This window comes from Deinococcus sp. (assembly GCF_018260405.1).
In the GTDB taxonomy this organism is placed as follows: Bacteria; Deinococcota; Deinococci; order Deinococcales; family Deinococcaceae; genus Deinococcus.
The window spans coordinates 1-23,011 of the sequence record NZ_JAGLBG010000039.1 but is presented as its reverse complement, the minus strand read 5'-3'; the positions used below and the strand labels follow the sequence as shown (position 1 = coordinate 23,011).

Genomic DNA, 23,011 nt, shown 5'->3' with positions numbered 1-23,011 from the left:
ACTCAGGTGTCACCTCAGTTGGCCCGCCGTATTCCTACAGGACTATCACCTGCTGTGGTTCAGCTTTCCAGCTGCTTCAGATGGGGGGGCCAAATCTTAAATGGTGATCCTACAACCCCGAGATGCAAGCATCTCGGTTTGGGCTGATCCGGGTTCGCTCGCCGCTACTGACGGAATCGATTTCTCTTTCTTCTCCTGCTGGTACTGAGATGTTTCAGTTCCCAGCGTTCCCTCGCCAAAAGGCGTACCTGTAAACAGGTGGGTTTCCCCATTCGGACATCCCTGAGTCAAAGCGTATCTCCGGCTCGTCAGGGCTTTTCGCAGGTAATCGCGTCCTTCATCGGCTCCAGTGCCAGGGCATCCACCGTGGACCCTTAGTATCTTGACCTTCACTCGGCCACTCTCATGGCCGAGCTTTGTTATAAACGGCCAGACAATCGTCTGACACGCTTAAAATGATCATCTCGTATCTCGTTCACGCTTCGTTGTCATGCATCGCGCCTCAACCGAGGCTCAGAAACAATACAGGCCCACGCAAATTCTGTCAACCCCTCTGACTTGTGGTGGCCTTGACCTTCTCTGAGAATCAGGGGGTTTTCTCGTTCCAGACGCGAAGAGTGCAGACAAGAAGCATGGCCGCCAGCGGCAAAGGCACATCACCAAGCTCCAGGCGGAAATCCATTCCCTGCGTGAAGCTACCGGTGCGGCCACGCACCTCGCCAGCGTAATGACGCAGAGTGATGTCTTGACCAGCCGTGAAGGTACCGTAGCGCCCGCTGGCCCCTTCCGCTGTGAATTCTAGAACGGCCTCGATACCGTCGGATACGCCGCCCAGGTGAATCAGGAGTCGGTGGCCCTCGATGGTCGCCCTGAGATCAAAGCCCTGAGTAAAGGTCCCGACGCGGCCCAGGATGACCCCTTCACCGGCAACAATCTGGATATCGGCGCCTCCGGTAAAAGAACCGATACGTCCCCTGAACTCCTGGCCATCGAATTCACCGCGCAGATCAAGACCCTGTGTTATCCCGCCAAAGCGCCCTTGAAGACTCATGTGCTTAGGGTAGAGGGTAGAGGCTCACGAGGACCTGACGAACCGCGCCGGAACCTCGGAAGAACCGACCAACGACAGCTTTCCTTGCCCAAGCAGATATTCGGCGAGCGCCGCCGTCTGGTCGATCAGGAGAATGGCCTGAGCTTCACGGACGCTCGGGTAGAGGCGCAGCATAAGCTGTTCGGTGGTTTGGGGGACATCGGCGGCTTCGAGCAGCGCGGCCAGCTTGCCCTCATACCGCCCGCGCAGGTCGGTGATTCTTTGCCTCCAGTGCGGCATGGGCGCGTCGTGTCCACCCAGAGCAAGGTCTATCCCGGCGAGAGGCTCGATCTTGTCCAGCGAGGATAGATACAGGCTCAGGCCACCCCCACGCCGCACCCATTCGGGCATAAGCGGGGGGGAGTTGAAAGGCAGGAGGTGATCGGCTGTCAGCAAGAAATTATCGAGCCGCAGGCAGACCTGAGAACCCTCGTGGCCCGGCGTATGAATGATGTCGAAGCGGTCATCGAGGCGGTGGCCGTCCTGTAAGAGCGTTTCAACCGGTACGCCGGAAGGCATCCAACTTCTCTGTGCGCGGCGGCCTAAGCGCTGGGCATAGCTTCCGGTCACGCCAGTCCAGGCAACGTAGCGCTCGAACAGTGGACGGGCCTGCGCCAGATCACCCTGGGGGTCTTCGAGGGTCAGGCGGCCCCATTCATGCGCGGCCAGCGGCGCGTCTGTCTGGGTGCGGATCCAGGGTAAGCCCGCTGCGTGGTCCGGGTGGGCGTGGGTGACGATGAGCCGCGACAGGCTAGCCCACGACCACTGCTCGCCGTAGTCGCGCCGGATGGCCTCCAAGCCCGCGATCAGGCCGAGGCGCGACTGGGTTTCGTTGGTGCCCGTGTCGATCAGAGCCATGTAGGTCGGGGCGTGCGGGTCGCCTTCTACCACCAGAAACGAATTGACGCTGAGGTGCGCGAAGGCCCGGATGCTCATGACGTAGAACCGCGTGCCCCGCGACGTGACATGCCGGGTCAGGTGAGTGGTGGGATCGAACTCGAACATTCGTCTATTGTCCGTCACAGCGCAGGCCACCGGGCAAACTGAAGTGTCACTGAGATAAGGGGCAAAGGCCGGAGCTGCTCAAAAGCGCGAACAGCCGGGAAAGCCGTTCGCGCCTCAAGAAGCTTGCAAAAAAGGGTTGACTCAGAGGTCCAGCAGCATCCGGGCCGGGTCTTCAAGCAGATTCTTGATCATGACCAGGAACAGCACGGCTTCCTTGCCGTCGATCAGGCGGTGATCGTAGGAAAGCGCGAGGTACATCATGGGGGCGATGACGACCTGACCGTTCTGGGCAATGGGGCGCTCGATGATGTTGTGCATGCCCAAAATGGCGCTCTGGGGCGCATTGATAATCGGGGTGCTCATCATGCTGCCAAAGGTGCCGCCGTTGGTGATGCTGAACGTACCGCCGCTCATATCTTCCATGGTCAGCTTGCCGCTGCGGGCCTTGTCGGCGTATCCGGCGATGGCCTTTTCAATGTCGGCTAGGCTCATGTTGTCGGTGTCGCGCAGGATCGGCACGACCAGACCACGGTCGGAGGCCACTGCGATACCGATGTCGTAGTAACCGTGGTAGATGACGTCTTTGCCATCGACGCTAGCGTTGACCATCGGGAAGGCTTTGAGGGCCTCGGTGGCCGCCCGCACGAACAGGCTCATAAAGCCGAGCTTGACGCCGTGCTTCTTAACAAACTGATCCTGGTACTTCTTACGCAGGTCCATGCTGGGCTGCATGTTCACTTCGTTGAAGGTGGTCAGCAGCGCCGCCGTGTTCTGCACTTCCTTGAGGCGCTCGGCGATGCGGGCGCGGATGCGGGTCATGGGGACGCGCTGCTCGGTGCGGGGGCCGCTGGAAATGGCCGCCACCGCCGCCGGAGTCGCGCTGGGCATGGGCGTGCTGGTGGCCTGCGGAGCCGCTGCGGGAGCGCTGGCGTTCAGGGCGTCGGCCTTAGTGATGTTGCCCTTAGGACCGCTGGCCGCGACATCGCCGGGATTCAGACCCTTTTCGGTCATGATCTTGCGCACGGCGGGCGAAAGGTCGTCGCGGCGGGTCGCGGCGTCGCCCTGCTGAGCAGCGGCGCTCCCAGACTGAACGGCAGTGGTGCCCGCACCGCTTTCGCCCGCACTAGGGCTAGCGGCCTGATCGGCAGCCGGTGCGCCGGAAGCCTCAGCACTGGCAACCGGGGCACTGGCAACTGTGGGGCTGGCAACCTGGGCGCTGCCCGCGTCGCCCACGGTACCCAGCACTTCTTCCGAGAGCACCGTGTCGCCTTCTTGTTTGGCGACGCTCTGCAACACGCCGTCTTGCAGAGCGGTGACTTCAAGCACGACCTTATCGGTCTCGATCTCGGCCAGCACTTCGCCGCGCTTGACCGCGTCGCCAGGTTTCTTATGCCAGGTCAGCAACGTACCTTCGCTGACCGACTCGCTGAATACGGGGACTTTAATATCTGCCATGTCAGGCCCGATTCTACCCCCTGACAGCCGGTAAGAGGTCAAGGCCCGAAATCTTTCTGAATTGAGCAGCGGTCATAAGTACCTGCCGGGTATAGAGTGCGTCATGACGCACCTATACCCCAGGGCAACGGGAGAAGGCAAAAAGTAGCTGCTGGCGGAAGTGGGGTACAGGGGGATGAAGTTTCCCGGATGGGCGGAACTGTAGCCGGGAGCTACTTACAAGGTGGGGAAAGTCCTTGAAGGGGGCTTTCCACTTTTTTTAGCCTGGCGACTGGCAAGCTTGGGGCCCTGGCAATGGTGGCGGGCGGCGCGGCACTATCAGGCTCTCACCGCTGCCCGCTACAATCCTGGTCGTGTTGCCGACCCTGCCCCGTTATGTTCTGCGAGAAATCGCGCGACTGTACGCCGTTGGGCTGGCACTTTTCTTAATTTTGCAGATGACCGACGTGCTCAGCACCACCGTCGGCAAGGCGATGCAGTCACACGCCTCGTTCGGGCAGTTCATGACGGCTCTGCTGGCGATTATGCCAGACAAACTGAACCGCGCCCTGGTGATGTCGGTACCCTTCGCCATGTTGCTGGGGCTGTCGCGCCTGCAAAAAGACAGCGAGATCAAGGCGATTCTGGCTGCCGGTATTCGCCCGCTCAGCGTGATCTGGCCGCTGCTGCTGCCCGCCCTGCTGATTGGCGGGGTAACCTTCTACAACACCAGCACGCTGGTTCCGGCGGGGCAGGCCCGCTGGGAACGCACCTGGTACGGCATCTATGGTCAGCTTCCCCCTATTCCCAGCCAGGACAAGTACACGTATGCGCCGCAGGGAGCGCTGTATTACGCCGGACGGGTCACGCCGGACGCTGCTGGGCAGACCGCGCAGCTTTCTGGCGTGATGGTGCGGCGCGGCGACGACACCCTGACCGCGCTGGTCGGGCAGTGGAACCCGGCCAACAAAACCTGGACGCTGACCGACCCCTGGGTCACGCGCCCCGGTCAGGTGCCGACCCAGACGCTGGGGCAGTTGAGCGTGCCGCAGAACGACACCCTGCAACCCCCGCCCCCCGACCCGCGCAAGGTCAGCACCGTACAGTTGCGCCACGAGCTGGCAGGCACCGCCCTGACGCCCGAAAGCCGCCGCAACTACCAGTATCAACTGGCCTCGCGCTACGCCGACCCGTTTACGCCGATTGCCTTTGCGCTGGCAGCTGGCGGACTGGGGCTGCTGTTCAGAAGCAGAATCGCGGCGACGGGGGCCGTGGTCGTGTTTATCGCCTCGTTCTACGTGCTGTGGATCACCATGCAGTCGCTGGCTCCCGCCGGAGCACTTGACCCGGTGTTTGCCGCGTGGCTACCCAGTCTGGTTTTCCTCGTGCTGGGGCTGGTTCTGGCCTGGAGACTCAGGTGAAGAGGCGTGTGATGAAGAGGCATATGGTGAGAAGGCTAGTGGCGTGTGGCTGTTGGCTGGTGAAGGCCCGCAGAGCGCCTGCTGACTTGCACCTTCCTCCCCCTGCCCTTGGACCTTTAGACCCTGCGACTGTTCGCCGCGCCCGGCGCGAGGCCCGCCCATGACACGCTTCGAGCGTTATGTGCTAGAAGAAATCATCCCCGCGCTGCTGGGCGCACTGGTGATCGTGATTTTGCTGCTGGTGCTCGCGGCCCTTCAAGAAGTGATCGCGCCGCTGCTTGCCAAGGGGGCCAGTCCGCTGCTGGTCGCGCGGCTGCTGGCGCTCAACATTCCCTGGGCGATTGCTCAGGCGCTGCCGATTGGCCTGATGTTCGCCACCATTCTGGGGCTGTCGCGCTTGGCCGCCGATTCGGAGATCAAGGGGGCACTGGCGGGCGGTATTCCGGTGTCGCAACTGTTCCGGCCCGTTATGTGGCTGGCCCTGGGGATCACGGCCTTGTCATTTGCGATCAACGAAGGAATCGTGACCCGCGCCAAGATCCAGGCCCAGACCGTGCAGCGCCAGATCGTGTTCGACAACCCGCGCGTGATCGGGCTGGGCAGCCGCGATTCGGCGGGCCGCCGACTGGTGCTGACCGACGCCCTGAACCGGGCCATCAGCGTGGAACAGCTGCTGCCGGGCGGTGAGATGCGCGGGCTGCAAATTATCAGCATGCAGTCGGGACAGCCGCCGCGCGAGGTCATCACCGCCCAGAGCGGGCGTTTGCAGGGCAACGTACTGCACCTGCGCGATGGGCAGCGTATCTCGTACCAGATGGGGCAGCCCATCACGGTTTTGACCTTCAAGACAGGTTCACTGCCCGTGCAGGACGTGCAGGCCAGCTTCGACAACAGCGGAGGGCAACCTAAACCCATAGACCTGCCGCTGCGAACCCTGCTTGAACATGCCCGGCTCTACCGCCAGCAGCACGTTCCGGCCCCCGCCGAATTCACTGCGCTGCACCGCAAGTTTGCCGAACCGCTGGCGGCGCTGGCGCTGGCCTTCTTTTCGGTCAGTCTGGCGGTCTATACCTTCCGCAGCGGGCTGAACCTGGGCTTTACCTGGGCCATTTTGCTGGCGTTTGCGTACTACGCCACCTGGAGCGTCTTCCGGGTCATGGGCGAAAACGCCGCACTGCCCGCCGTGGTTGCGGCCTACTCACCCGACCTGATCGCGGTGCTGGCGGGATTAGCGCTGCTGTGGCTGGCGGCGCGCCGCTAAGAGTAGCCGCTCTTCACGCTTCACCGAACGCCTCACGCAAACGCAACCCAAAAACCTGAAAGCTGAGGCTGGGGCTGGCGTAGGCTTCGAGCGCCTGCTGCAAGTCGTCGAGCGCCGTGTCGGCCTGCGCCCGCTGGTGCGGAACAGACGTTCGCCACACAAAGCGCAGCGCCTCGGGGTGCCAGGTGGCGTCCCAGCGCTTTTCGAGCGCCTCGGCGGTTTCGAGGGTGGTCAGCAGGCCGGTTGCCAGAGCCTCTTGCAGCAGCCGGGCGTCGGCCAGGGCCGCACGGACCTTCTCAGCGTCGGCCAGCACCCCGGCGCGGCCCGCAGCGAAGGCGACCAGTTCCTCATCAGCGTTTTGCCCAGACTGCATCAGCGCCCGCGCCAGTTCCTGATCGCTGACTGGCGTGACGCTCAGGCGGGCGCTGCGACTGACGATGGTCGGCAACACTGCGCGGACATCCTCGGCCATGAACAGGAACAGGGCGTGGTGAGGCGGCTCCTCGATCAGCTTGAGCAGGGCATTGGCCGCTTCCGGCCCCAGGTATTCCGTCCCCGACACCATAACCACGCGGCGGCGAAAGGTGGGGCGCACTTCCAGAAATTCATAGACGTGCGTTTCGTACTCGCGGGCCTTATCACGGCCTTGTAAGACGGCCCCTACCGGAATCAATTTGCGCCGCGCCGCCTTGCCGGTGGTGGTGGTCGCCCTCGGCTCGACCAGTAGCAGATCCGGGTGCGCCCCCGCCGCCAGCGCCCGGCAAGACGGGCATTGGCCGCACGCCTCGCCGTACATGCCCCGCAGTCCGGTACAGTTCTGGGCCGCCGCGATGGCCCAGGCCAGCCCAGCCTTGCCGACCCGCGCTGGGCCCGTAAGCAGCAGGGCGTTGCCCCCAAAAGCCGTGGATTGTTCAAGCAGATGGGCGTGAATCATAGGAGGCATGTGGCGTGGGGCCTGTAGCGTGGGGCCAGCGCCTGTTGTATAAGCCGCACGCTACGCGCTACAAGCACTTATTTTCCAATGGCCAGCCGCGCCGCCAGCACCTGGGGGAGCCCGGCTTCCATCATCGCTTCCTGGGTGCGGGCGACATCGTAAGGCACCCGGATGACCTCGAAGACGTTACGCGAAGTGTCGAAAATGGCGTAACTGGCCTTGGGATTGCCGTCGCGGGGCTGGCCGACGCTGCCGGGATTCAGGATGACCCGGGCCGCCGGGGGCACCATGTACGTGCCGCCGTCCGAAAGGGGCTGGGTCTTGATCCACTCACCGACCGGCGCATTCAGGGTCGCGTAGACGATGGGCGTGTGGGTATGTCCCACGAACCCAATGCGGCCCTGCCACTGCGTAAACGCCTCTCTGGCCGCTGTGACCGAGTCCATGTACTCGTCGAGACTCGACGGTGTGCCGTGGCGGTAACGCGCCCCCACCAACGAATCGTCTATGCCGTCGCGCCAGGTCCGAATCCACCGAATGTCACGTTCGGTCAGGCGGGTAAGCTGCCACTTGAGAGCCGCCGCGACCACGCTTTCTTTGTACTCGCGGGTGTCGTCAGCATATTCGAGCAGCATCTGGTCGTGGTTGCCCATGACGCAGGTGGCGTCCAGGCCGCGCAGGGTTTCGACCACGTCGTGCGGGTGCGGGCCATAGCCCACTGCGTCGCCGAGGTGCATGACCTGATCGTAACCGCGTTTTTCAGCGTCACTCAGGACAGCCTGAAGCGCAGTGTTATTGGCGTGGATATCGGAAAGCAGCAGTTGCCGCACAAAGAGCATCATAGCGCGGTGCGGAGGTTTGACAAACTGATCTTGGTCACGCTTTTCGGTCTCTTAGACCGTTAAGGCGCTGCTGGTGGGTGGTTTACTCGGGTTAAAAGGTCTGCACAACCGTTTAACCCGAGTCCGTATTACGCCGTTTCCACCTGCGTCGCCTGAATCGCCGTCAACGCAATGGTGTACACGATGTCGTCCACCAGTGCCCCCCGCGAGAGGTCGTTTACCGGCTTACGCAGGCCCTGAAGCATCGGCCCCACGGCAACCACACCCGCGCTGCGCTGCACGGCCTTGTAGGTGGTGTTGCCGGTGTTGAGGTCGGGGAAAATGAACACCGTGGCGCGGCCCGCCACCAGGCTGTTGGGCGCTTTGCTCTGGCCTACGCTTAGCACGCTGGCGGCGTCATATTGCAGCGGACCGTCGACCAGGATGTCGGGGCGGCGTTCCCTGACCAGCCGGGTCGCCTCCTTGACCTTTTCCACGTCCTCGCCGGTGCCGCTTTCGCCGGTGCTGTAGCTGAGCATGGCGACCCGCACCGGCAGCCCAAAGGCTTTGGCACTGTCGGCAGACTGAATGGCGATGTCGGCCAGTTCCTGAGCGTTGGGGTTGGGGTTAATCGCCGCGTCGCCGTAGACCAGCACCTGCTCGGGCATCAGCATAAAGAAGATGCTGCTCACCAGACTGCTGCCGGGGGCCGTTTTAATCAGCTGAAGCGCGGGCCGCACGGTGTTGGCGGTGGTATGTACCGCGCCCGACACCAGGCCGTCGACCTCGCCCGTTGCCAGCATCATGGTGCCCAGCACCACCGTGTCTTCCAGCTGCGCCAGCGCCTGAGGCTCGGTCAGGCCCTTGCTTTTACGGAGTTCTACCATCGGGGCCACGTACTGCTCACGCACGCTGTCGGGGTCGATGATTTCCAGGCCCGCCGGAATCTCCAGCCCTTGGCCCTGCGCCACCTGCCTGACCTTGTCGGGCTTGGCGAGCAACACGCAGCGGGCAATGCCTTTTTCGGTGCAGCGGATAGACGCCCGGATGGTGCGCGGCTCCTCGCCCTCGGGCAGCACAATGCGTTTGCCCGCCGCCCGCGCCCGCCCAATCAGCTCGAAGCGAAAGGCGCTGGGCGGCATCCGGCGCTCGCCGTCGCTGCTGGGAACGCGCAGTTTTGCCCCCAGTGGCACGGTATCGAGCCGGTCAGCGATAAAGTCCAGCATCTTATCCATGCGCGAGGTGTCGTCTTGCGGCACGCGGGAATCCATGTGGGCCAGCTTGGACGCCGTTTCGAACGAATTGGTCGGCACACGCAGCACCGGCAGGCTGCTGGTCAACGCCACCTCGCACAGCCGCTGAATGCTGGGTTCGGGCGAGGTGCCGGAGGTGTAGACCACACCCGCCAGCGGAGTGCCGCTCATGTGGCTCAGCGCGGCGGCCATAATCACGTCCTCACGGTCAGCGGGCGTGACGATCAGCGCCCCCGGTGAGAACAGATTGGTCATGTTGGGCACCGTGCGGGCTGTGACCACGGTGCCAGATACGCGGCGCTGATTGACCTCGCCCGCATTGACGATTTCAGCCCCCAGATAACGGGCAATATCGCTGGTACGCACGGCCCGCAGCTCTGGCGAGAGGCCCACCACGCCTAGCAGCGGCAGTCCGCCGGAGGCCAGCACGCGGCTCCTGGCCCGCAGCTCGGCCATCAGGGTACCGAAATCCAGGCCCTGCGGCGCAAAGTTCAGGACAAATCCGGCCAGCCCGGAGCCGTCGCTGCGGCGGTAGTTCTGCGCGGCGATCTCCAGCTCATCGGCCAGTTCTGCCGGGGTCACGCCCGCCAGACTGCTGACCAGCACGGTATCAGCTTCCAGGTTGCGGGCCAGCGAAGCGTTCAGCGCCCCCGCATAGACGTTGCGCTCGGTCAGCGCCAGCCCCTCGGCCACCAGCACGTCAACCCCATCCGGGGCCGCCTGCTTGGACAGCGCAATGATTTGCTCCATCAGCTCCTCTTCCTGGCCCTGGCTGAGCTGCTCCTCGGCAGTCGCCAGCAAGATGGGGTCGGGCGTGCCCACGAGGTGGCTCACCGTGCGGGCAAAATGCACGCTGTCGTCGGTGGCTTTTTCGCCGGTCTGGGCAATGGGCTTAAGGAAAGCAACGTGCAGGCCCTGACGCTCCAGGGCGCGGGTCAAGCCCAGGGCGGTGCTGCTGAGGCCGACGCCGTTGCGGGTGGGGGCGAGGAAGAGGGTTCTCATGTTGGCTCCTTCAGAAGTCGGGGGCGAGTGGGAAGGAACTGCCCGGTTCAACCGGCGGTCAGTCTAGGCAGCTGGCGCACTAGTGGGAGGGAACCGTAACTTAATTTTCCCCCACCAGCGCCGCTGTTTCCCGCGCAATCGCCAGTTCCTCATTGGTATTGACCACCAGCGCCGCCGGGCTGCCTGCACGGGTAATCCGGCCCGACTGGCCGCGCACGGCGACCTTGTTGGCCTCGTCATCCAGTTCAAAGCCCAGCACCTGCAAACGCTTCAGGGTGGCGGCCCGGACATAATCGCTGTTTTCACCGATGCCGCCGGTAAAGACCAGACCGTCTACCCGGCCCAGCGCCACCGCCATCTGCGCGATAGCCCTGGCGAGACGGTAGACGAACATTTCCAGCGCCAGACGCGCCTTTTCATTGGTCGCGGCGGCAGCTTCCAGGTCGCGCATGTCGTTGGTCAGGCCGGAAACGCCCAGCAGCCCGCTCTGTTTGTTCAGCGTGGCCGTCACCTCCTCCACGCTCAGGCCCGCCTGACGGTTCATGTACTCGTGCAGGCCGGGGTCCACGTCGCCGCTGCGGGTGCCCATCATCAGGCCGTCCAGCGGGGTCAGGCCCATGCTGGTGTCCAGGCTCTTGCCGCCCGCCACCGCGCACACGCTACAGCCGTTGCCCAGGTGGGCGGTGATCAGGTTCAGGTTGTCCAGCGGCTGGCCCAGCATTTCGGCGGCCCGCTCCGCCACGAAGCCGTGGCTGGTGCCGTGAAAGCCGTAACGCCGCACGCCATGCTGCGTGTACCAGCGCTCCGGCACGGCGTAGCGGTACGCGGCGGGCGGCATGGTCTGGTGAAAAGCGGTATCGAACACCGCCACCTGCGGCAGCTTGGGAAAGGCTTCCAGCGCCGCCTCAATTCCGGCCACATTCGCCGGATTGTGCAGCGGGGCCAGCGGGATGCACTGCCGGATGGCCGCCAGCACCGCCGGGGTAATCCGGGCTGGGGCATTGAAAACGGCCCCGCCGTGTACGACCCGGTGGCCCACCGCGCCCAGCTTTGCGCTCAGGCCCATCGCGTCCAGCTCGGCCCGAATAAGCGCAAAAGCGTCGGCGTACTGCCCGCCCACCAGTGCCTGCTCACGCTTTTCGCTGCCGCGTTTGATGGTCGCGCTGGCCCCCGCGTGGCCCACCCCGACGCTGCCTACCCGCTCGAACAGGCCCGACAGCGGCACCTCGGAAGGGTTTTGCGGGTCAAGGACGGCAAATTTCACGCTGCTGGAACCGCAGTTCATCACCAGAATAAGCATGGGTCTATTGTGGCAAAGATCAGTCAGGGAAAGGCGCGGCCACCCGGCCCAGGGTCTCGGCAGCCAGAAGGCGTCTGCACTACGCCGGGAATCAGCGCAGCCGGGTAACTTGCCGCACTTCGGGGGCCCCGGGCACATGCTCGAATTTCAGAATGGGGGCGTCCGGGTAGTCGGCGTACAGCCCCTCGCCCCACTCGATCACGCTGGCCCGGCTGCTCTCGATCAGGGCTTCTAGGTCCATTTCGTACAGCTCGTCCGGGTCGCGCACGCGGTAGGCATCGACATGCAGCACCTGCCCGTCACGCGCCGGATAGACATGCATCAGGGCGTAGGTCGGGCTGTTGACGCCGCCATCAAAACCGTAGGCCTCCACCAGCCCCTGTGTAAAAGAAGTCTTGCCCACCCCCAGTTCGCCTTCCAGAAACAGAACTGACCCGGCAGGAACCACGCGGGCAAATTCAGCGCCAAGCTGCTGCTGCTGCTCTAGGCCGTACAGTCGCCGGGTTTCGCCTGGAGTCAGAATCATGTGGCCGTAGTTTAGCCAACTTTACGCGGGCAAGGTATCGCTGCCGCTATCGAGCCACTGGCCCGCGACTTTTTCTAGACCGTCCCAGTCGCGGCCACGGGCCAGACGCCACACTCCCGGACTGATTAAACGTGCCGACCAGACATGCAACGCATCGGCCATATCGAGCCGCTGTAAGCCCAGGTGATCGGCCTGACCCAGCAGGCCAGCCACTTTCGTCAGGTGATCGTCCTGGGTGCCGTCGACCACGCGGCCATCGACCACGTTCCAGCGGTCTACCTGACCGGTATTGAAGCGTCCCCAGTCGGTTTCATTGGCTTCTCTAGGGTGGGCAGGCGGAGTGTAAACCGGGGGCGCCTCTATCTCTCCAGACAGCTCTTTGGAAGCCGAACCGGACAGCAGGGACGCCATCATCAAGTTCAGGTCGCTGCCACCCGAACTTGCCCCCGGGGCAGGCGCGTCGCCCAGGCCAAACAGGCCACTTTCACCACTGTTATTGCCGCCCATAACATCACTTTCACCGAAGTCGAACACGTCCAGTAGGCCGCTAAGGGCGTCACTGCCGAACGAAGAGGTCACCTCCTGCGCGGCCTGATATTCGGCGCGGGCTTCGGCCAGCAGGGCCTCGGCGTCGGTGAGGGTCTGGGCGTAGCGTTCACGGGCCTGGGCACTCATCGGCCCCAGGCGGCGCTGCGAACGCAGGGTGTCAGCCAGACGGCCCAGACGCTGCGTGGTTTCGCCAGCCAGTGAGCGAACCTTGTCGTATTCCTGCACCACATGGTCGGCCCGTGCGTCCAAGCTCTCGCGCTGCTGGGCCGCCTGCCCCATGTGCTGTTCCAGGGTAGCCCACAGCGAGCTCAGACCGATTTCGCGGCCACGCGCCAGCGTATCGCGGGCCTCGGCCAGCGCCTCACGCAGGCTGTTTTCGGCCCCCGGAACGTCACGCGCCGAGCGTTCGATTTCGGCCAGTTCGCGCTGCTGTTCCAGAATCCGGTTCGCCTCGACCGGCGAACGGTTGAGCGCATTGATACTGATACGCAGCTCCATCAGTTCGTCGGTCGCGAGGCTGCCGCTCGACAGGGCCATGCGCGCCACGTCCAGCGCCAGCTGCACATCGGAACCTGCCGTACCGCCAGGAAGGGCAGCCAGCTGATTTTCTAAAGACGCCAGCTCACTGCTCTGCTCGGCCAGGGTAACGTCGCGGGCCTGTACAAGGGTCGTGCGCCAGGCACCGACTTCCTCGACCGCCAGCTGGCCGTTGTTATGCCGTCCCCGCAGCTGCTCGTTTTGCTCCTGAAGATCGGGGCGAACCCGGAACAAGGCGGCAAACTCGCGGCTCTGATCGTTCAGCTGCCGTCCGGCGTGCTCTTGCTCCAGCGCCTGCACCCGGGCCTGAGCATTGGGGGCCAGCGCCGCCGAGGTTTCGACCCCCTGCACTACGCTGCTTTCCATGCTTTTACGCAGCTTGAAACTGATGTTCCGCGCCCGCTCGACCTCGCCGGGCAGCAGGGTGCGCTGTTCCTGAGCCTCGTCGATCTGGGCAATCAGGCTTTCGAGACGGCGAACGTCACGCCCGCCCACCCCGCTGACCCGGGTAAAGGCCGCCTTGAACTCGGCCAGATCCTGGGCCTGGGCCACCAGACCTTCTTCCAGCTTGCGCTCCATCTGGCCGATGAGTTCCTGACCTTCGTAGACCAGCGCGTCAACGGGCCGCCCAGCCGCCTCCTCGGTGCGGGCCAGCCCCAGCACGCCGCGCAGACGCTGGGCTTCCGGCCAGTCGAAGTACAGGGTAAATTTGCGCGATCCTTCTTCCAGCGCATTGACCTGGCTTTCAAGCAGTGCCCGCGTCGCGGGGGGCACGTCCGGCATCTTCTCTAGCTCTTTGAGCACTTCCATGACCCGGCGCTTGGCCAGCGGCGCAGGCACCGTATGTTGCAGCCGCTTGTAAACGTCGTTTTTCAGAATCTGTTCGAGTGTGTGCGCGTCCAGCGAATCGAGATCGGTGCCGCGTGCATTGGCGGCGTCGTGCAGCACGCGTTCCAGCGCCCGCGAGGAAGCGAGGTCGCCCAGCATCTTGACCGCCGTCTTGTAGAGCGGAGCGCGGCTCATCGGAGCCAAACCCTTGCCGGGGCCAGCCGAGTAGCTACGGGTTTAGTGGTGCTCATCAGACCTCCTCGTCCCAATCGAGACTGGTATGGTCCGGGTTGACCGCGACCACAGGGGAAATTTTGGTTTTATTCTTCTGGCTGGGCCGGGTACCCAGCAGCCCGAACTGGATACACAGGCCACGGAAGCCGTAGGTCGCTAGCGCTATAGCCACCAGACTGAGCAGCCCGCGAATGGGCAGCCCATAAGCCGCCTGCAACAGGGTGAGATTAGTCAGCGACCGCAAGAAAGCCGCCCCGGTCAGGTCGCCGACCCAGCCCAGGAACCCAAAGACGCCTTCTAGAACAGTAGGCAGCAGCAGCAGCGCCAGCGCGGTATTGATGGCCCGCCAGAAAGGGTTACGGTTACCGAAAGCCAGATTAAGCAGATAAAGTGGCGCGGCGCAGGCCAGGGCCAGCAGCAGCCCCAGCACGGCCCGCAACCCGCCACCAAAGAGACGCGACGCACGGCCCGAAAGCGTGTCGAGGACGCTGACTGGCCGCCCGGCAGCGCGGCTTTCCAGCGCCCCTAGTTCGGCGGTCAGCGCCTGTACGTCGGCTGGGCGCAGCCCCTGGCGTGCGGCCAACGCCTGAGCATGCCCGGTAAAGGCGTCGTAGCCCGCCGCGTGGCGTAGGCCTGCTGGCGCGGTCGCCAGGACGCCAGGAACAGTGGCCAACTGCCTGCGGGCCTTGACCATGTCGGCATGTCCGGCAGCGCTCAGGGCGCGGCCCAGCGCGGCGTAAGCCCCGTTAAGTCCGCCTGCCCCGGGAACGTGAGACAAACCGCCGCCCACCACTGGGCCACCAGCCGCACCGCCACCTGCCGCACCGCCACTGGGCTTGACTCCCGTGACTTTAGGAGCCGACTGCGCCGGGGAAGCGACAGGGGCCACAGACATGTGGGCCGTGGGCACCGTGGCCAGCGCACGGTTCAGGGCACCTGCGCCCGTTTTGAGGCGGCTTAGGCTGGTGGTCAGGGCCACCGTGTTTCCCGCCGCCAGCTGAGACAAAGCGTCTTGAAACTGCGGGGCGTCAAGGGGCGGGGTCAAGTTCCGGCCCGTGTCCTGCACCACCGTAAACCAGCTGCTAGCCCGCGCCAGATTCAGGTAGTTGCCTGAAGTCTGCCGGGGCTGCACCTGGGCCAGTGAAGCCCCGACCTTCTCGGCAGCGGCTTTTTGCAAACGCCAGGTCACCAGATTGACCTTGCCCGCCCGGGCATCGGCGACCAGGGCCTGCGGATCAGCGCCTACTTCAAGGGCCAGCAGGCTTAAGCGCTCGGTGGCGTTCTCGGGCGAGGTAGCCAGCACAGTCACGGTCTGGTCGTACAGCGCCTTACGCAGCAGGCCACGGGCCAGCAGCAGCTGCGCTTGTAGTTCAGCCGGAGTCCGCGACTGGGCAGCCCGCGCCGCATCCAGCGCGTCTCGCATGTCCGAGACGATCTGCGAACTGCCCAGGCTGGGCGAAAGCCGACCAAAAGCCTGCTGCGCCGCATCGAGGTACGACAAGGTCCGTACGGCGTCGTGCCCACTGCTCTGGGCGGCGGCGTCCAGCGCACGGGTCAGCGCCTGGTAAGCGCCCAGATCCTGTGCCCCGGCCTGACCCACACAGAGCAGCAGCGCCACGCTGAGAGCTGCCCGGGAACTGCGCTTCACACTGCTGCTCCAAGCTGTTGCAGTTCGGCCAGCAGACGACCGATGTTGACCTGTGGGCCAGCAATCACGGCGATGCAGTAGGTGCCCAGTGGGCGCATACAGACGGTTTGTTCGCCCAGCTGGGCCGACATCAGTTTCAGGTGCCGTTTCTGGAACAGCAGAGCCGTCGCTGCGATCACAGCACTGAGGCCCTTGGCGTCACGCATGGCCTTGACGCGCAGCACCTCGCCGCTGGACAGCGACACCAGCACGCCCTGCACCCCCTGCATCCGCCCGAGGTGCTTGATGAGGTCCTCCTGACCGACTTCCGTGGTGAGGTCGAAGGTTCGCAGCGAGAGTCCAGTGCTGAATTCAGGATCATCAAATTCGAAGTCGTCGGCGCCCAGCTCGTTGCCGTCATGTGCCGGGTTGGTCGGCGAAATCAGGGTATCGTCCCAGGAGGCGAAAGAACCCACATCCGTAAAAAGAGTTGGGGCTTTGGGAAACTGGCGCTCGAGCAACTTAGACAGCGCCGTCAGTTCGGCCTCGGCGCGGGCGGAGGGCAGGGCGGCAGTGAGGCGCGTTTTCAGCGGCCCAAACAGTACGCCCTGCATCTGCTCGGGCGTGACCTCGGCGGCATTCAGGCCTTTTTCCTTGAGGGCAGCCTGAAGCATAGTCTCGGCTGCGCGTGCAGACACACTGCTGGTCAGGGCCTGCACAATCATGTGGTAAACGGAATTCGTCATTATGAAAGACCTCGGGACAGTGCTGTTCTGCCAACTTCGGAAAATACCAAAGTGCAGAATCCTAGAGCCAGTATAGAGAGCTACAGCTTACATTTTTGTTGCACCTTAAACGACTCCGGCAGGGCACTTTTAGACTTCCGGCAAAAGTCGGCGAGCGGCGTACAGGGTGTTCAAAAGGCGCACGGCCAGCCCATAGAGAGGAAGGCTGCAGGCGGCCCCCACCATCAGCGCACCTGAACCGCCAAGGAGAGGGCTGTGCTTACACCGTGTACAGGCCCACACCAAGCTTGGTGAAACAGACTGGACGGCTCGGGCAACTTCCTGAGCGTTTTTTGGCAAGTGGGCCACTCCTTACGGGCCACGAGGACAGGGACCGTTCCGTTTACGGCTCAGGCAAGCTCTGGACCAGTAAGACAGAGGCGCAGGCCATAAAGCCCAGAGTCTAAAATCACACTTTGACCCAGAGGGGAATAAGGCGTCTGGGTCGGGCACGGGCGGCGTTCAGCAAAGGCTGAGCAGACAAATCTTACAGGCGGGGATCATAGTCTTAATTTATACATCAGAATGCTATGACAGACAGGATATTGCCTTTAAGACGCTGAATAATTGACTGCATAAGTCGCGCCTTCTACCCCGGGACGGCTTTTTTACAGCGCTGACCCCGCCAAAGTCCTGTCAGCCTCCGACTTCCCAGGCATCAGAAGAGTCCTGCAATTAAAAAAGTGCGTCTGGGACACAAAAAAAAGTCTTACAGAGGCCTGACCGCCATCGGGGGCCGTTAATCAACAGGCTCTGTCAATGGCTGGTCAGGGGGTTTTTTTTAAGCTTTGGTCACTTCAGAGCCACACAGCGCGGTGGCAAAAGGAAACCCTCATGCAAAAGAAATTCCTCCCCCTCCTGCTTCTCCCCGTTCTCGCCCTCGCCTCCTGCGGCGGCACCAGCACCCCCAGCAACAACACCGCCGCGACCAGCCCCGCCAGCACCAACAGGAACGTGAGCAGCGTCACCACGACCAGCAACACCGCCACGGCCCAGGCCCAGAGCGCTGGCGACCAGACCAAAACCGCCGAAGAACTCCAGATTCTCAACGAACTGAACGCGGCCCGCGCTGTGGCCCGTGACTGTGGCGGCAAGCACATGCCCGCCGTCGGCCCCGTGACCTGGAACGGCTACCTGGCCTCTGCGGCCCGCGCCAACGCCCTGGATATGGCGACCCGCAACTTCTTCAGCCACGTGACCCCTGACGGCAAGACCATCAGCAACCGCGCCGAAGCCGCCGGATACACCAACTGGACCGAACTGGGCGAGAACATCGCAGCGGGCTACGGCGTGGGCAACGTGACCAAAGGGTGGCTCGACAGCCCCAGCCACTGTGAAACCATGATGGACCCCGCGCTCAAAGAAGTGGGCATCGGCTACGTCTACAAGCCCGGCAGCACCTATGGCACCTACTGGGTCGAAGACTTCGGCACCCGCTGAGCACCCTGGGCCAACCAGACCGGGTTAAGTAGACTGGAAAGCAGGAAATGAACGTGAAACTCTGAAGTTCCGTTCAAAATGAAAAAAAAGTGGGGCAGGGCCGTTCTGTGAGGGGAGCGGTCCTGTTCCCTATTTGGTTGTGATCATGCAAAGACAATGCGGCGTGGCAGGCGGGCCCCCCGGTTAAGAAGTGGCCCGCCTGCCCAGCGACAATCCCAGCGACAATCATCCGGACTGCTGTCTGTTTCGTTAACGACCCGCAAGGGCAACGTGGTACCGCAGCGGGTGGCCAACTCTACGCCCGACAGTCCCCTTTGCGGCCATTCGCTCTGCGGCCCACCTCTACTACCGGACTGGCGATTGAAACAGTCAGGTCGGGGATCAGCCCCCCAGGTAAGCGTGCAGCACGCGCTCGTCGTTTACCAGCTTGGCGCTGTCACCGTGGAAGGTCATCTGGCCCGCTTCCAGCACGTAAGTCCGGTGACTGGAGTTCATGGCGAGTTTGGCATTCTGTTCGACCAGCAAAATAGTGGTGCCCTGCTCGTTGAGTTCACGGATGATGTTGAAGATCTCGCGCACGATAATCGGCGCAAGCCCCAGCGAAGGCTCGTCGAGCAGCAGCAGCCGGGGGCGGCTCATGAGGGCGCGGGCAATCGCCAGCATCTGCTGTTCACCGCCCGAAAGCGTGCCCGCCAGCTGAGCGCGGCGCTCACCCAAACGGGGAAAGCGCTGGTACATCTGTTCGATGTCGGCGCGAATCGCGGCTCTGTCGTTGCGGGTATAGGCTCCCAGTTCCAGGTTGTCCTGAATGCTCTGGCGGGCCAGCACCTGACGGCCCTCGGGACTCTGGGCGATGCCCAGTTTAACGGCCTCGTCGGTGGGAATGCGGCTGATATCGCGCCCGGCAAAACGGACGGTGCCCCCGACTGGCCGCAGCATCCGCGACACGGCCCGCAGGGTGGTGGTCTTGCCCGCACCGTTCGCGCCGATCAGGGTCACGACCTCGCCCTCGTCTACGTGCAGCGACAGGCCGCGCACCGCCTGAATCGCGCCGTAATTGACACTGAGGTTTTCGATTTCGAGGAGGGGCATCAGCGGCAACTCCGGTCAGTGGGCCGTGGGGTGTGGGCCGTGGTGAAGGACGCAATGCCCGGCGAGCGGTAGCCATGTGCCATTTGCCTTCGGCCTTCGGCGGTTAGACGCTTTGACGTGTTGACGTGTGGACCTCCTATCATCATTCCCCTCCCAGATACGCTTCGATCACTTTCGGGTCACGCTGCACGCTCGCCGGGTCGCCGATGGCGATCAGTTCACCGAAATTCAGCACGGCTACGCGGTCGCACAGCCCCATGACCAGCGGCACGTGGTGTTCGATGAGCAGCACCGTCAAGTCAAAGCGGTCACGCACCTCACGAATGAAACTGGTCAGCTGGCCCTTCTCGGAGGTGTTCATTCCGGCGGCGGGTTCGTCGAGCAGCAGCACGCGCGGCTCAGTCGCCAGGGCGCGGGCAATTTCGAGCCTGCGCTGATCGCCGTAGCTGAAATTGGCGGCCAGTTCGCCTGCCCGGTCACTCAGGCCGACCAGGTCCAGCAGTTCCCAGGCGCGGCGCTCGACGCCCAGCTCCTCGGCGCGGGCTGTGCCGAACACACCCTGCCACAGTCCGGCCCGCGTGCGGATGTGCTGGGAGATCTTGACGTTTTCCAGGGCCGAGAGACCCCGGAACAGCCGGATGTTCTGAAAGGTGCGGCTGAGGCCCAGCGCCGCGACCCGGTGCGGCGCGAGGCCGGTCACGGTTTGCCCCTTATAGGTCAGGGTGCCGCTGCTGGGCGGGGTAAGGCCGGTCATCAGGTTGAACAGGGTGGTCTTGCCTGCCCCGTTAGGCCCGATCAGGCCAAAGATTTCGCCCTCGCGCACGTCGAAGGACACCTTGTTGACGGCCACCAGCCCGCCGAAACGCCGCGTCATGTCGCGGGCTTCGAGTACGGTGGGCCGCACCGAATCAGTCGTGGCGGTCACGAGTTCACCTCATTGGGTTGCCTAGGTGGTGGGGGTGGCGAGCTTGCGGGCGGCGGGGTCGGGGGCCGCCGCAGGGGACGGGGCCGCACCAGCTTCTTCAAGGCTCCGACGATGCCCTGGGGCAGATAGAGACTCGCCACGACCAGCACCAGTCCGTTGATGACCAGCCGCCAGTCAGCCAGAAAGCGCAGCACTTCGGGCACGGCGGTCAGCAGGGCGCCGCCCACCACCGGCCCCCACATGTTGCGGCTGCCGCCGATGAGGACAAACGCCAGCGTGGCGATTGAGGCATCGAAGGTACCCTGCTTGGCGTTCCAGGTATTCAAGAAGGGCGCACTCATCGCGCCGACGACTCCGGCCAGCACCGCGCCGATCACGAAGGCCATCACCTTGTACTTGGTCGGCGGCACGCCCATCGCGTCGGCAGCCAGTTCATCCTCGCGGATGGCGTCGAAGGCGCGGCCCACGCGGGAGCGCTCCAGCTGCCAGGCAAACAGCAGCGTCAGGATCAGCAGCGGCCCGAACAGCCAGATATACTGCCAGTCGACCAGCCCGAACGCCTGCGGAATACCGAAAATGCCAATAGCGCCGCCGGTGATGGTCATGTTGAGCGCCAGCACCCGCAGAATTTCGACGAAGGCGATGGTCGCCAGCGCCAGATAGATGCCGCGCAGCCGTAGCGCCGGAACCCCGACCACCACGCCCAGCACGCCCGACAAGATGGCCGCGACCAGCCAGGTCAGCACGAAGATGCCGCCCCCCAGACTGTCCCGCAGGCCGCTAAAGGCCGGATTGGTCAGCATGATGGCGGCAATGTAACCGCCCAGCGCATAAAAGCCGGGGCTGGCGAGGCTCAGCTGCCCGGCCCGCAGAGGAAAATACAGGCTCAGGCCCAGCAGTCCGGCCTGCACCATCGTGACCAGCAGGTGGCCATACGTAGAAAGAAAATCGTTCATAACCTTAAACCTTTTGGATGGCCGACTTGCCCAGCAGCCCCTGCGGACGCACCAGCAGAATGACGAACAGCAGCGCGAACGCGACCACGTCCTTGTACGCGCTGTAATCGGCGGGCACAAAGGCTTCGGCCAGCCCGATGACCAGCCCGCCCAGCACCGCGCCGGGAATGCTACCCAGCCCGCCCAGCACAATCACGGCCAGCCCCTTGAGGCCGTAGGTCACGCCGAAGTACGGCCCCGCGACCCCGAAGGCAGTGCCGACCAGCGTACCAGCCAGCCCGCCCAGAAAGCCCGACAAAAAGAAGGTAATCAGGATAAAACGGTCCACGCTAATGCCCAGCAGACTGGCCGTACCCGGATTTTCAGCGACCGCCCGCAGCGCCTTGCCGACCCGCGTGCGCCCGATGACATACCCCAGAATGGCGAGCATGACCATACTGACCGCAAAAATAATGATCTGAACCGTGCGAATAATGACAGTCTTGTCGCCAATATGAAAGCTGAGGGCCGGGGGCACGTCACCGTAGGCGTTCGAGGGAAAGTTATAGATTTCTGCGCCCACCATCAGCTGAATCAGGTTGATCACGACCAGCGACACGCCCAGGCTGCTGACCAGCGCCATCAGGGTGTCGGCCCCGCGTGCGCGCATGGGCTTAAAGGCGAGGCGCTCGATCAGCACGGCCACCAGTCCCGCGACGACCGCCCCAATCAGGGTGGCCAGCCCGAAGGTAAGCGCGTGCCCGGCAAACGGCGAGCCGTTCGGAAAGAGGTTGATGCCTTTGAGCAGCCCATTGTTCTCGAACTGCCCCACGACCAGCGTGTAGGTGAAGTATGCCCCCAGGGTAAACACGGCCCCGTGAGCAAAGTTGATGATGCCCAGAATCGAGAAGACCAGCGTGTAGCCGAGTGCAAAAATGGCGTATACACTCCCGATTGCCAGACCATTCATCAGGTTCTGAACAAATTGACTGAGTTCCATGGTACCTCCTAAGTACCTGCCGGGTAATGCCTGCATCATCGCCCAGAGCGGACCTGCGAAGCAGAAAAAGTAGGCAAGAGCTGCTGAGCAACATTCAATATGGAGCGCACCCTGAAACACAAGCAGGGTGCGCCAGACTGCCGTTTGCCGGTCTAATACACCAAGTTAGAGCAGTTCTGCGAATGATGGGCACGTCGGAAAAACACCGCCGCCTCCTTCACTCTACGTCCTGCTCTTTCTTTTGACTCGTTCCACTCGGCAAAAAGACGGTAAAAAGAGCACCATCTTTTTGCAAAATGCTCTAACTTTTAGATTAACCCAGTGAAACGAAAATCGTCAGAAGTACAACGTGGTTGAGTCTAGCCTATACCCGCTTGGCCTTTCAGTACGCTGCCCGCCCAGCCGCGCTCCCCTGGCTGCCGCCAGAGCTTGCAGGCCCGCCGAGAGGCCCCTTCATGGGTGCGCTCAGGCCCCATACGGGTGCCGTTTTGCCCAAGAAGCCGTTTTGCCCAAGACGGCCCCGCCTGTACCGCTGCAAGGTGGCGTCAGCGGCGGGGGGTAACGGCAACCCGGCAGTCTAAGCATTCATTTCAAGTAGAAGAAAGAGCCGGACTTGGCATCTTTCATCTTGATCTGGGCCACGTAGAAGTCCTTCTGAATGACTTCACCCTCCTTGTCGAAGGATATTTCACCCAGCGGGGTCTTGTACTTGCCCGCCAGAATCTGGCTGTTCAGCTCGGTGCGCAGCGCGGGCAGCTCCCAAGTGCTCAGCTTCTTCTTATGGTCAATGGCCCGCAGCGCATCAACAAACACCTGCACGGCGGCGTAAGCCTGCGCGGCAAACTGGGGCGGGGACTTGTGGTACTGCGCGGTGTATTCCTTCACGAAGACCTGATTGGCCGGGCTGGGCTGGGCCGGGCTGTACGCCTGGGCGATAATCACGCCGTCGCACAGCTTCTGGCACACCGGGAAGATGTTAGAGGTGTTCAGGCCATTGCCGCCGATAATCAGG

Annotated in this window: 19 protein-coding genes and 1 rRNA gene; 3 read left to right on the top strand and 17 right to left on the bottom strand. The window is 63.3% G+C overall.

Annotation, left to right across the window (positions count from 1 at the left end; all coding sequences use genetic code 11):
* The 4 genes from QZ269_RS06865 to odhB form a co-directional block, all read right to left on the bottom strand.
* Positions 1-388: ribosomal RNA gene (locus QZ269_RS06865) — 23S ribosomal RNA — on the bottom strand; the annotation flags it as partial.
* Positions 389-586: 198 nt separating this feature from the next.
* A complete protein-coding gene (locus QZ269_RS06860) occupies positions 587-1,051 on the bottom strand; it encodes a hypothetical protein (protein ID WP_291425671.1) in 465 nt (154 codons plus the stop codon).
* Positions 1,052-1,075: 24 nt separating this feature from the next.
* Positions 1,076-2,113 (bottom strand): MBL fold metallo-hydrolase, encoded by a 1,038-nt coding sequence (locus tag QZ269_RS06855; protein ID WP_291425666.1) that lies wholly within the window; start codon positions 2,111-2,113, stop codon positions 1,076-1,078.
* 123 nt (positions 2,114-2,236) lie between these two features.
* Entirely contained in the window at positions 2,237-3,550 is a 1,314-nt protein-coding gene (gene odhB / locus QZ269_RS06850) for a 2-oxoglutarate dehydrogenase complex dihydrolipoyllysine-residue succinyltransferase (protein ID WP_291425664.1), read from the bottom strand.
* A gap of 353 nt (positions 3,551-3,903) precedes the next feature.
* Between odhB and QZ269_RS06845 the strand changes: the two genes are divergently transcribed.
* On the top strand, positions 3,904-4,950 hold the full coding sequence (locus QZ269_RS06845) for an LptF/LptG family permease (protein WP_367272236.1): 1,047 nt from the start codon (positions 3,904-3,906) through the stop codon (positions 4,948-4,950).
* 160 nt (positions 4,951-5,110) lie between these two features.
* Positions 5,111-6,211, top strand: coding sequence for an LptF/LptG family permease (locus QZ269_RS06840; protein ID WP_291425663.1), 1,101 nt, complete (start codon positions 5,111-5,113; stop codon positions 6,209-6,211).
* Between the two features lie 13 nt (positions 6,212-6,224).
* On the opposite strand, the gene QZ269_RS06835 is transcribed toward QZ269_RS06840, so the two are convergent.
* The 8 genes from QZ269_RS06835 to QZ269_RS06800 all read right to left on the bottom strand — a co-directional run bounded on the left by QZ269_RS06835 (position 6,225) and on the right by QZ269_RS06800 (position 16,568).
* Positions 6,225-7,145 (bottom strand): DNA polymerase III subunit delta', encoded by a 921-nt coding sequence (locus tag QZ269_RS06835; protein WP_291425661.1) that lies wholly within the window; start codon positions 7,143-7,145, stop codon positions 6,225-6,227.
* A gap of 77 nt (positions 7,146-7,222) precedes the next feature.
* Complete coding sequence (locus QZ269_RS06830) at positions 7,223-7,984, bottom strand: metallophosphoesterase (RefSeq protein WP_291425675.1); 762 nt, start codon at positions 7,982-7,984, stop codon at positions 7,223-7,225.
* Between the two features lie 131 nt (positions 7,985-8,115).
* Positions 8,116-10,221, bottom strand: a complete 2,106-nt coding sequence (gene pta, locus QZ269_RS06825) for a phosphate acetyltransferase (RefSeq protein ID WP_291425659.1) — start codon at positions 10,219-10,221, stop codon at positions 8,116-8,118.
* Between the two features lie 100 nt (positions 10,222-10,321).
* Positions 10,322-11,521, bottom strand: coding sequence for an acetate kinase (locus QZ269_RS06820; RefSeq protein WP_291425657.1), 1,200 nt, complete (start codon positions 11,519-11,521; stop codon positions 10,322-10,324).
* Between the two features lie 91 nt (positions 11,522-11,612).
* Positions 11,613-12,047, bottom strand: a complete 435-nt coding sequence (tsaE, locus tag QZ269_RS06815) for a tRNA (adenosine(37)-N6)-threonylcarbamoyltransferase complex ATPase subunit type 1 TsaE (protein WP_291425655.1) — start codon at positions 12,045-12,047, stop codon at positions 11,613-11,615.
* 21 nt (positions 12,048-12,068) lie between these two features.
* Positions 12,069-14,156 carry a hypothetical protein gene (locus QZ269_RS06810; RefSeq protein ID WP_291425653.1) on the bottom strand — a complete coding sequence of 696 codons (2,088 nt, stop codon included), beginning with the start codon at positions 14,154-14,156 and terminating at the stop codon, positions 12,069-12,071.
* A 55-nt stretch (positions 14,157-14,211) separates the two neighbouring features.
* Complete coding sequence (locus QZ269_RS06805) at positions 14,212-15,843, bottom strand: hypothetical protein (RefSeq protein WP_291425651.1); 1,632 nt, start codon at positions 15,841-15,843, stop codon at positions 14,212-14,214.
* The gene (locus tag QZ269_RS06800) at positions 15,840-16,568 is read right to left on the bottom strand and encodes a roadblock/LC7 domain-containing protein (RefSeq protein WP_291425649.1); all 729 of its coding nucleotides are present in this window, start codon (positions 16,566-16,568) and stop codon (positions 15,840-15,842) included. The genes QZ269_RS06805 and QZ269_RS06800 overlap by 4 nt, the downstream gene beginning before the upstream one ends.
* 873 nt (positions 16,569-17,441) lie before the next feature.
* On the opposite strand from QZ269_RS06800, the gene QZ269_RS06795 reads away from it, so the two are divergent.
* Positions 17,442-18,047 carry a CAP domain-containing protein gene (locus QZ269_RS06795; RefSeq protein ID WP_291425647.1) on the top strand — a complete coding sequence of 202 codons (606 nt, stop codon included), beginning with the start codon at positions 17,442-17,444 and terminating at the stop codon, positions 18,045-18,047.
* Positions 18,048-18,428: 381 nt separating this feature from the next.
* On the opposite strand, the gene QZ269_RS06790 is transcribed toward QZ269_RS06795, so the two are convergent.
* The 5 genes from QZ269_RS06790 to QZ269_RS06770 form a co-directional block, all read right to left on the bottom strand.
* Positions 18,429-19,139, bottom strand: a complete 711-nt coding sequence (locus QZ269_RS06790) for an ABC transporter ATP-binding protein (protein WP_291425645.1) — start codon at positions 19,137-19,139, stop codon at positions 18,429-18,431.
* Between the two features lie 142 nt (positions 19,140-19,281).
* Positions 19,282-20,013 carry an ABC transporter ATP-binding protein gene (locus QZ269_RS06785; RefSeq protein WP_291425673.1) on the bottom strand — a complete coding sequence of 244 codons (732 nt, stop codon included), beginning with the start codon at positions 20,011-20,013 and terminating at the stop codon, positions 19,282-19,284.
* 47 nt (positions 20,014-20,060) lie between these two features.
* On the bottom strand, positions 20,061-21,020 hold the full coding sequence (locus QZ269_RS06780) for a branched-chain amino acid ABC transporter permease (RefSeq protein WP_291425643.1): 960 nt from the start codon (positions 21,018-21,020) through the stop codon (positions 20,061-20,063).
* Positions 21,021-21,024: 4 nt separating this feature from the next.
* Positions 21,025-21,999, bottom strand: a complete 975-nt coding sequence (locus QZ269_RS06775; protein ID WP_291425641.1) for a branched-chain amino acid ABC transporter permease — start codon at positions 21,997-21,999, stop codon at positions 21,025-21,027.
* A 585-nt stretch (positions 22,000-22,584) separates the two neighbouring features.
* On the bottom strand, positions 22,585-23,011 hold a 427-nt coding region (locus tag QZ269_RS06770; RefSeq protein WP_291425639.1), incomplete at its 5' end, for an ABC transporter substrate-binding protein.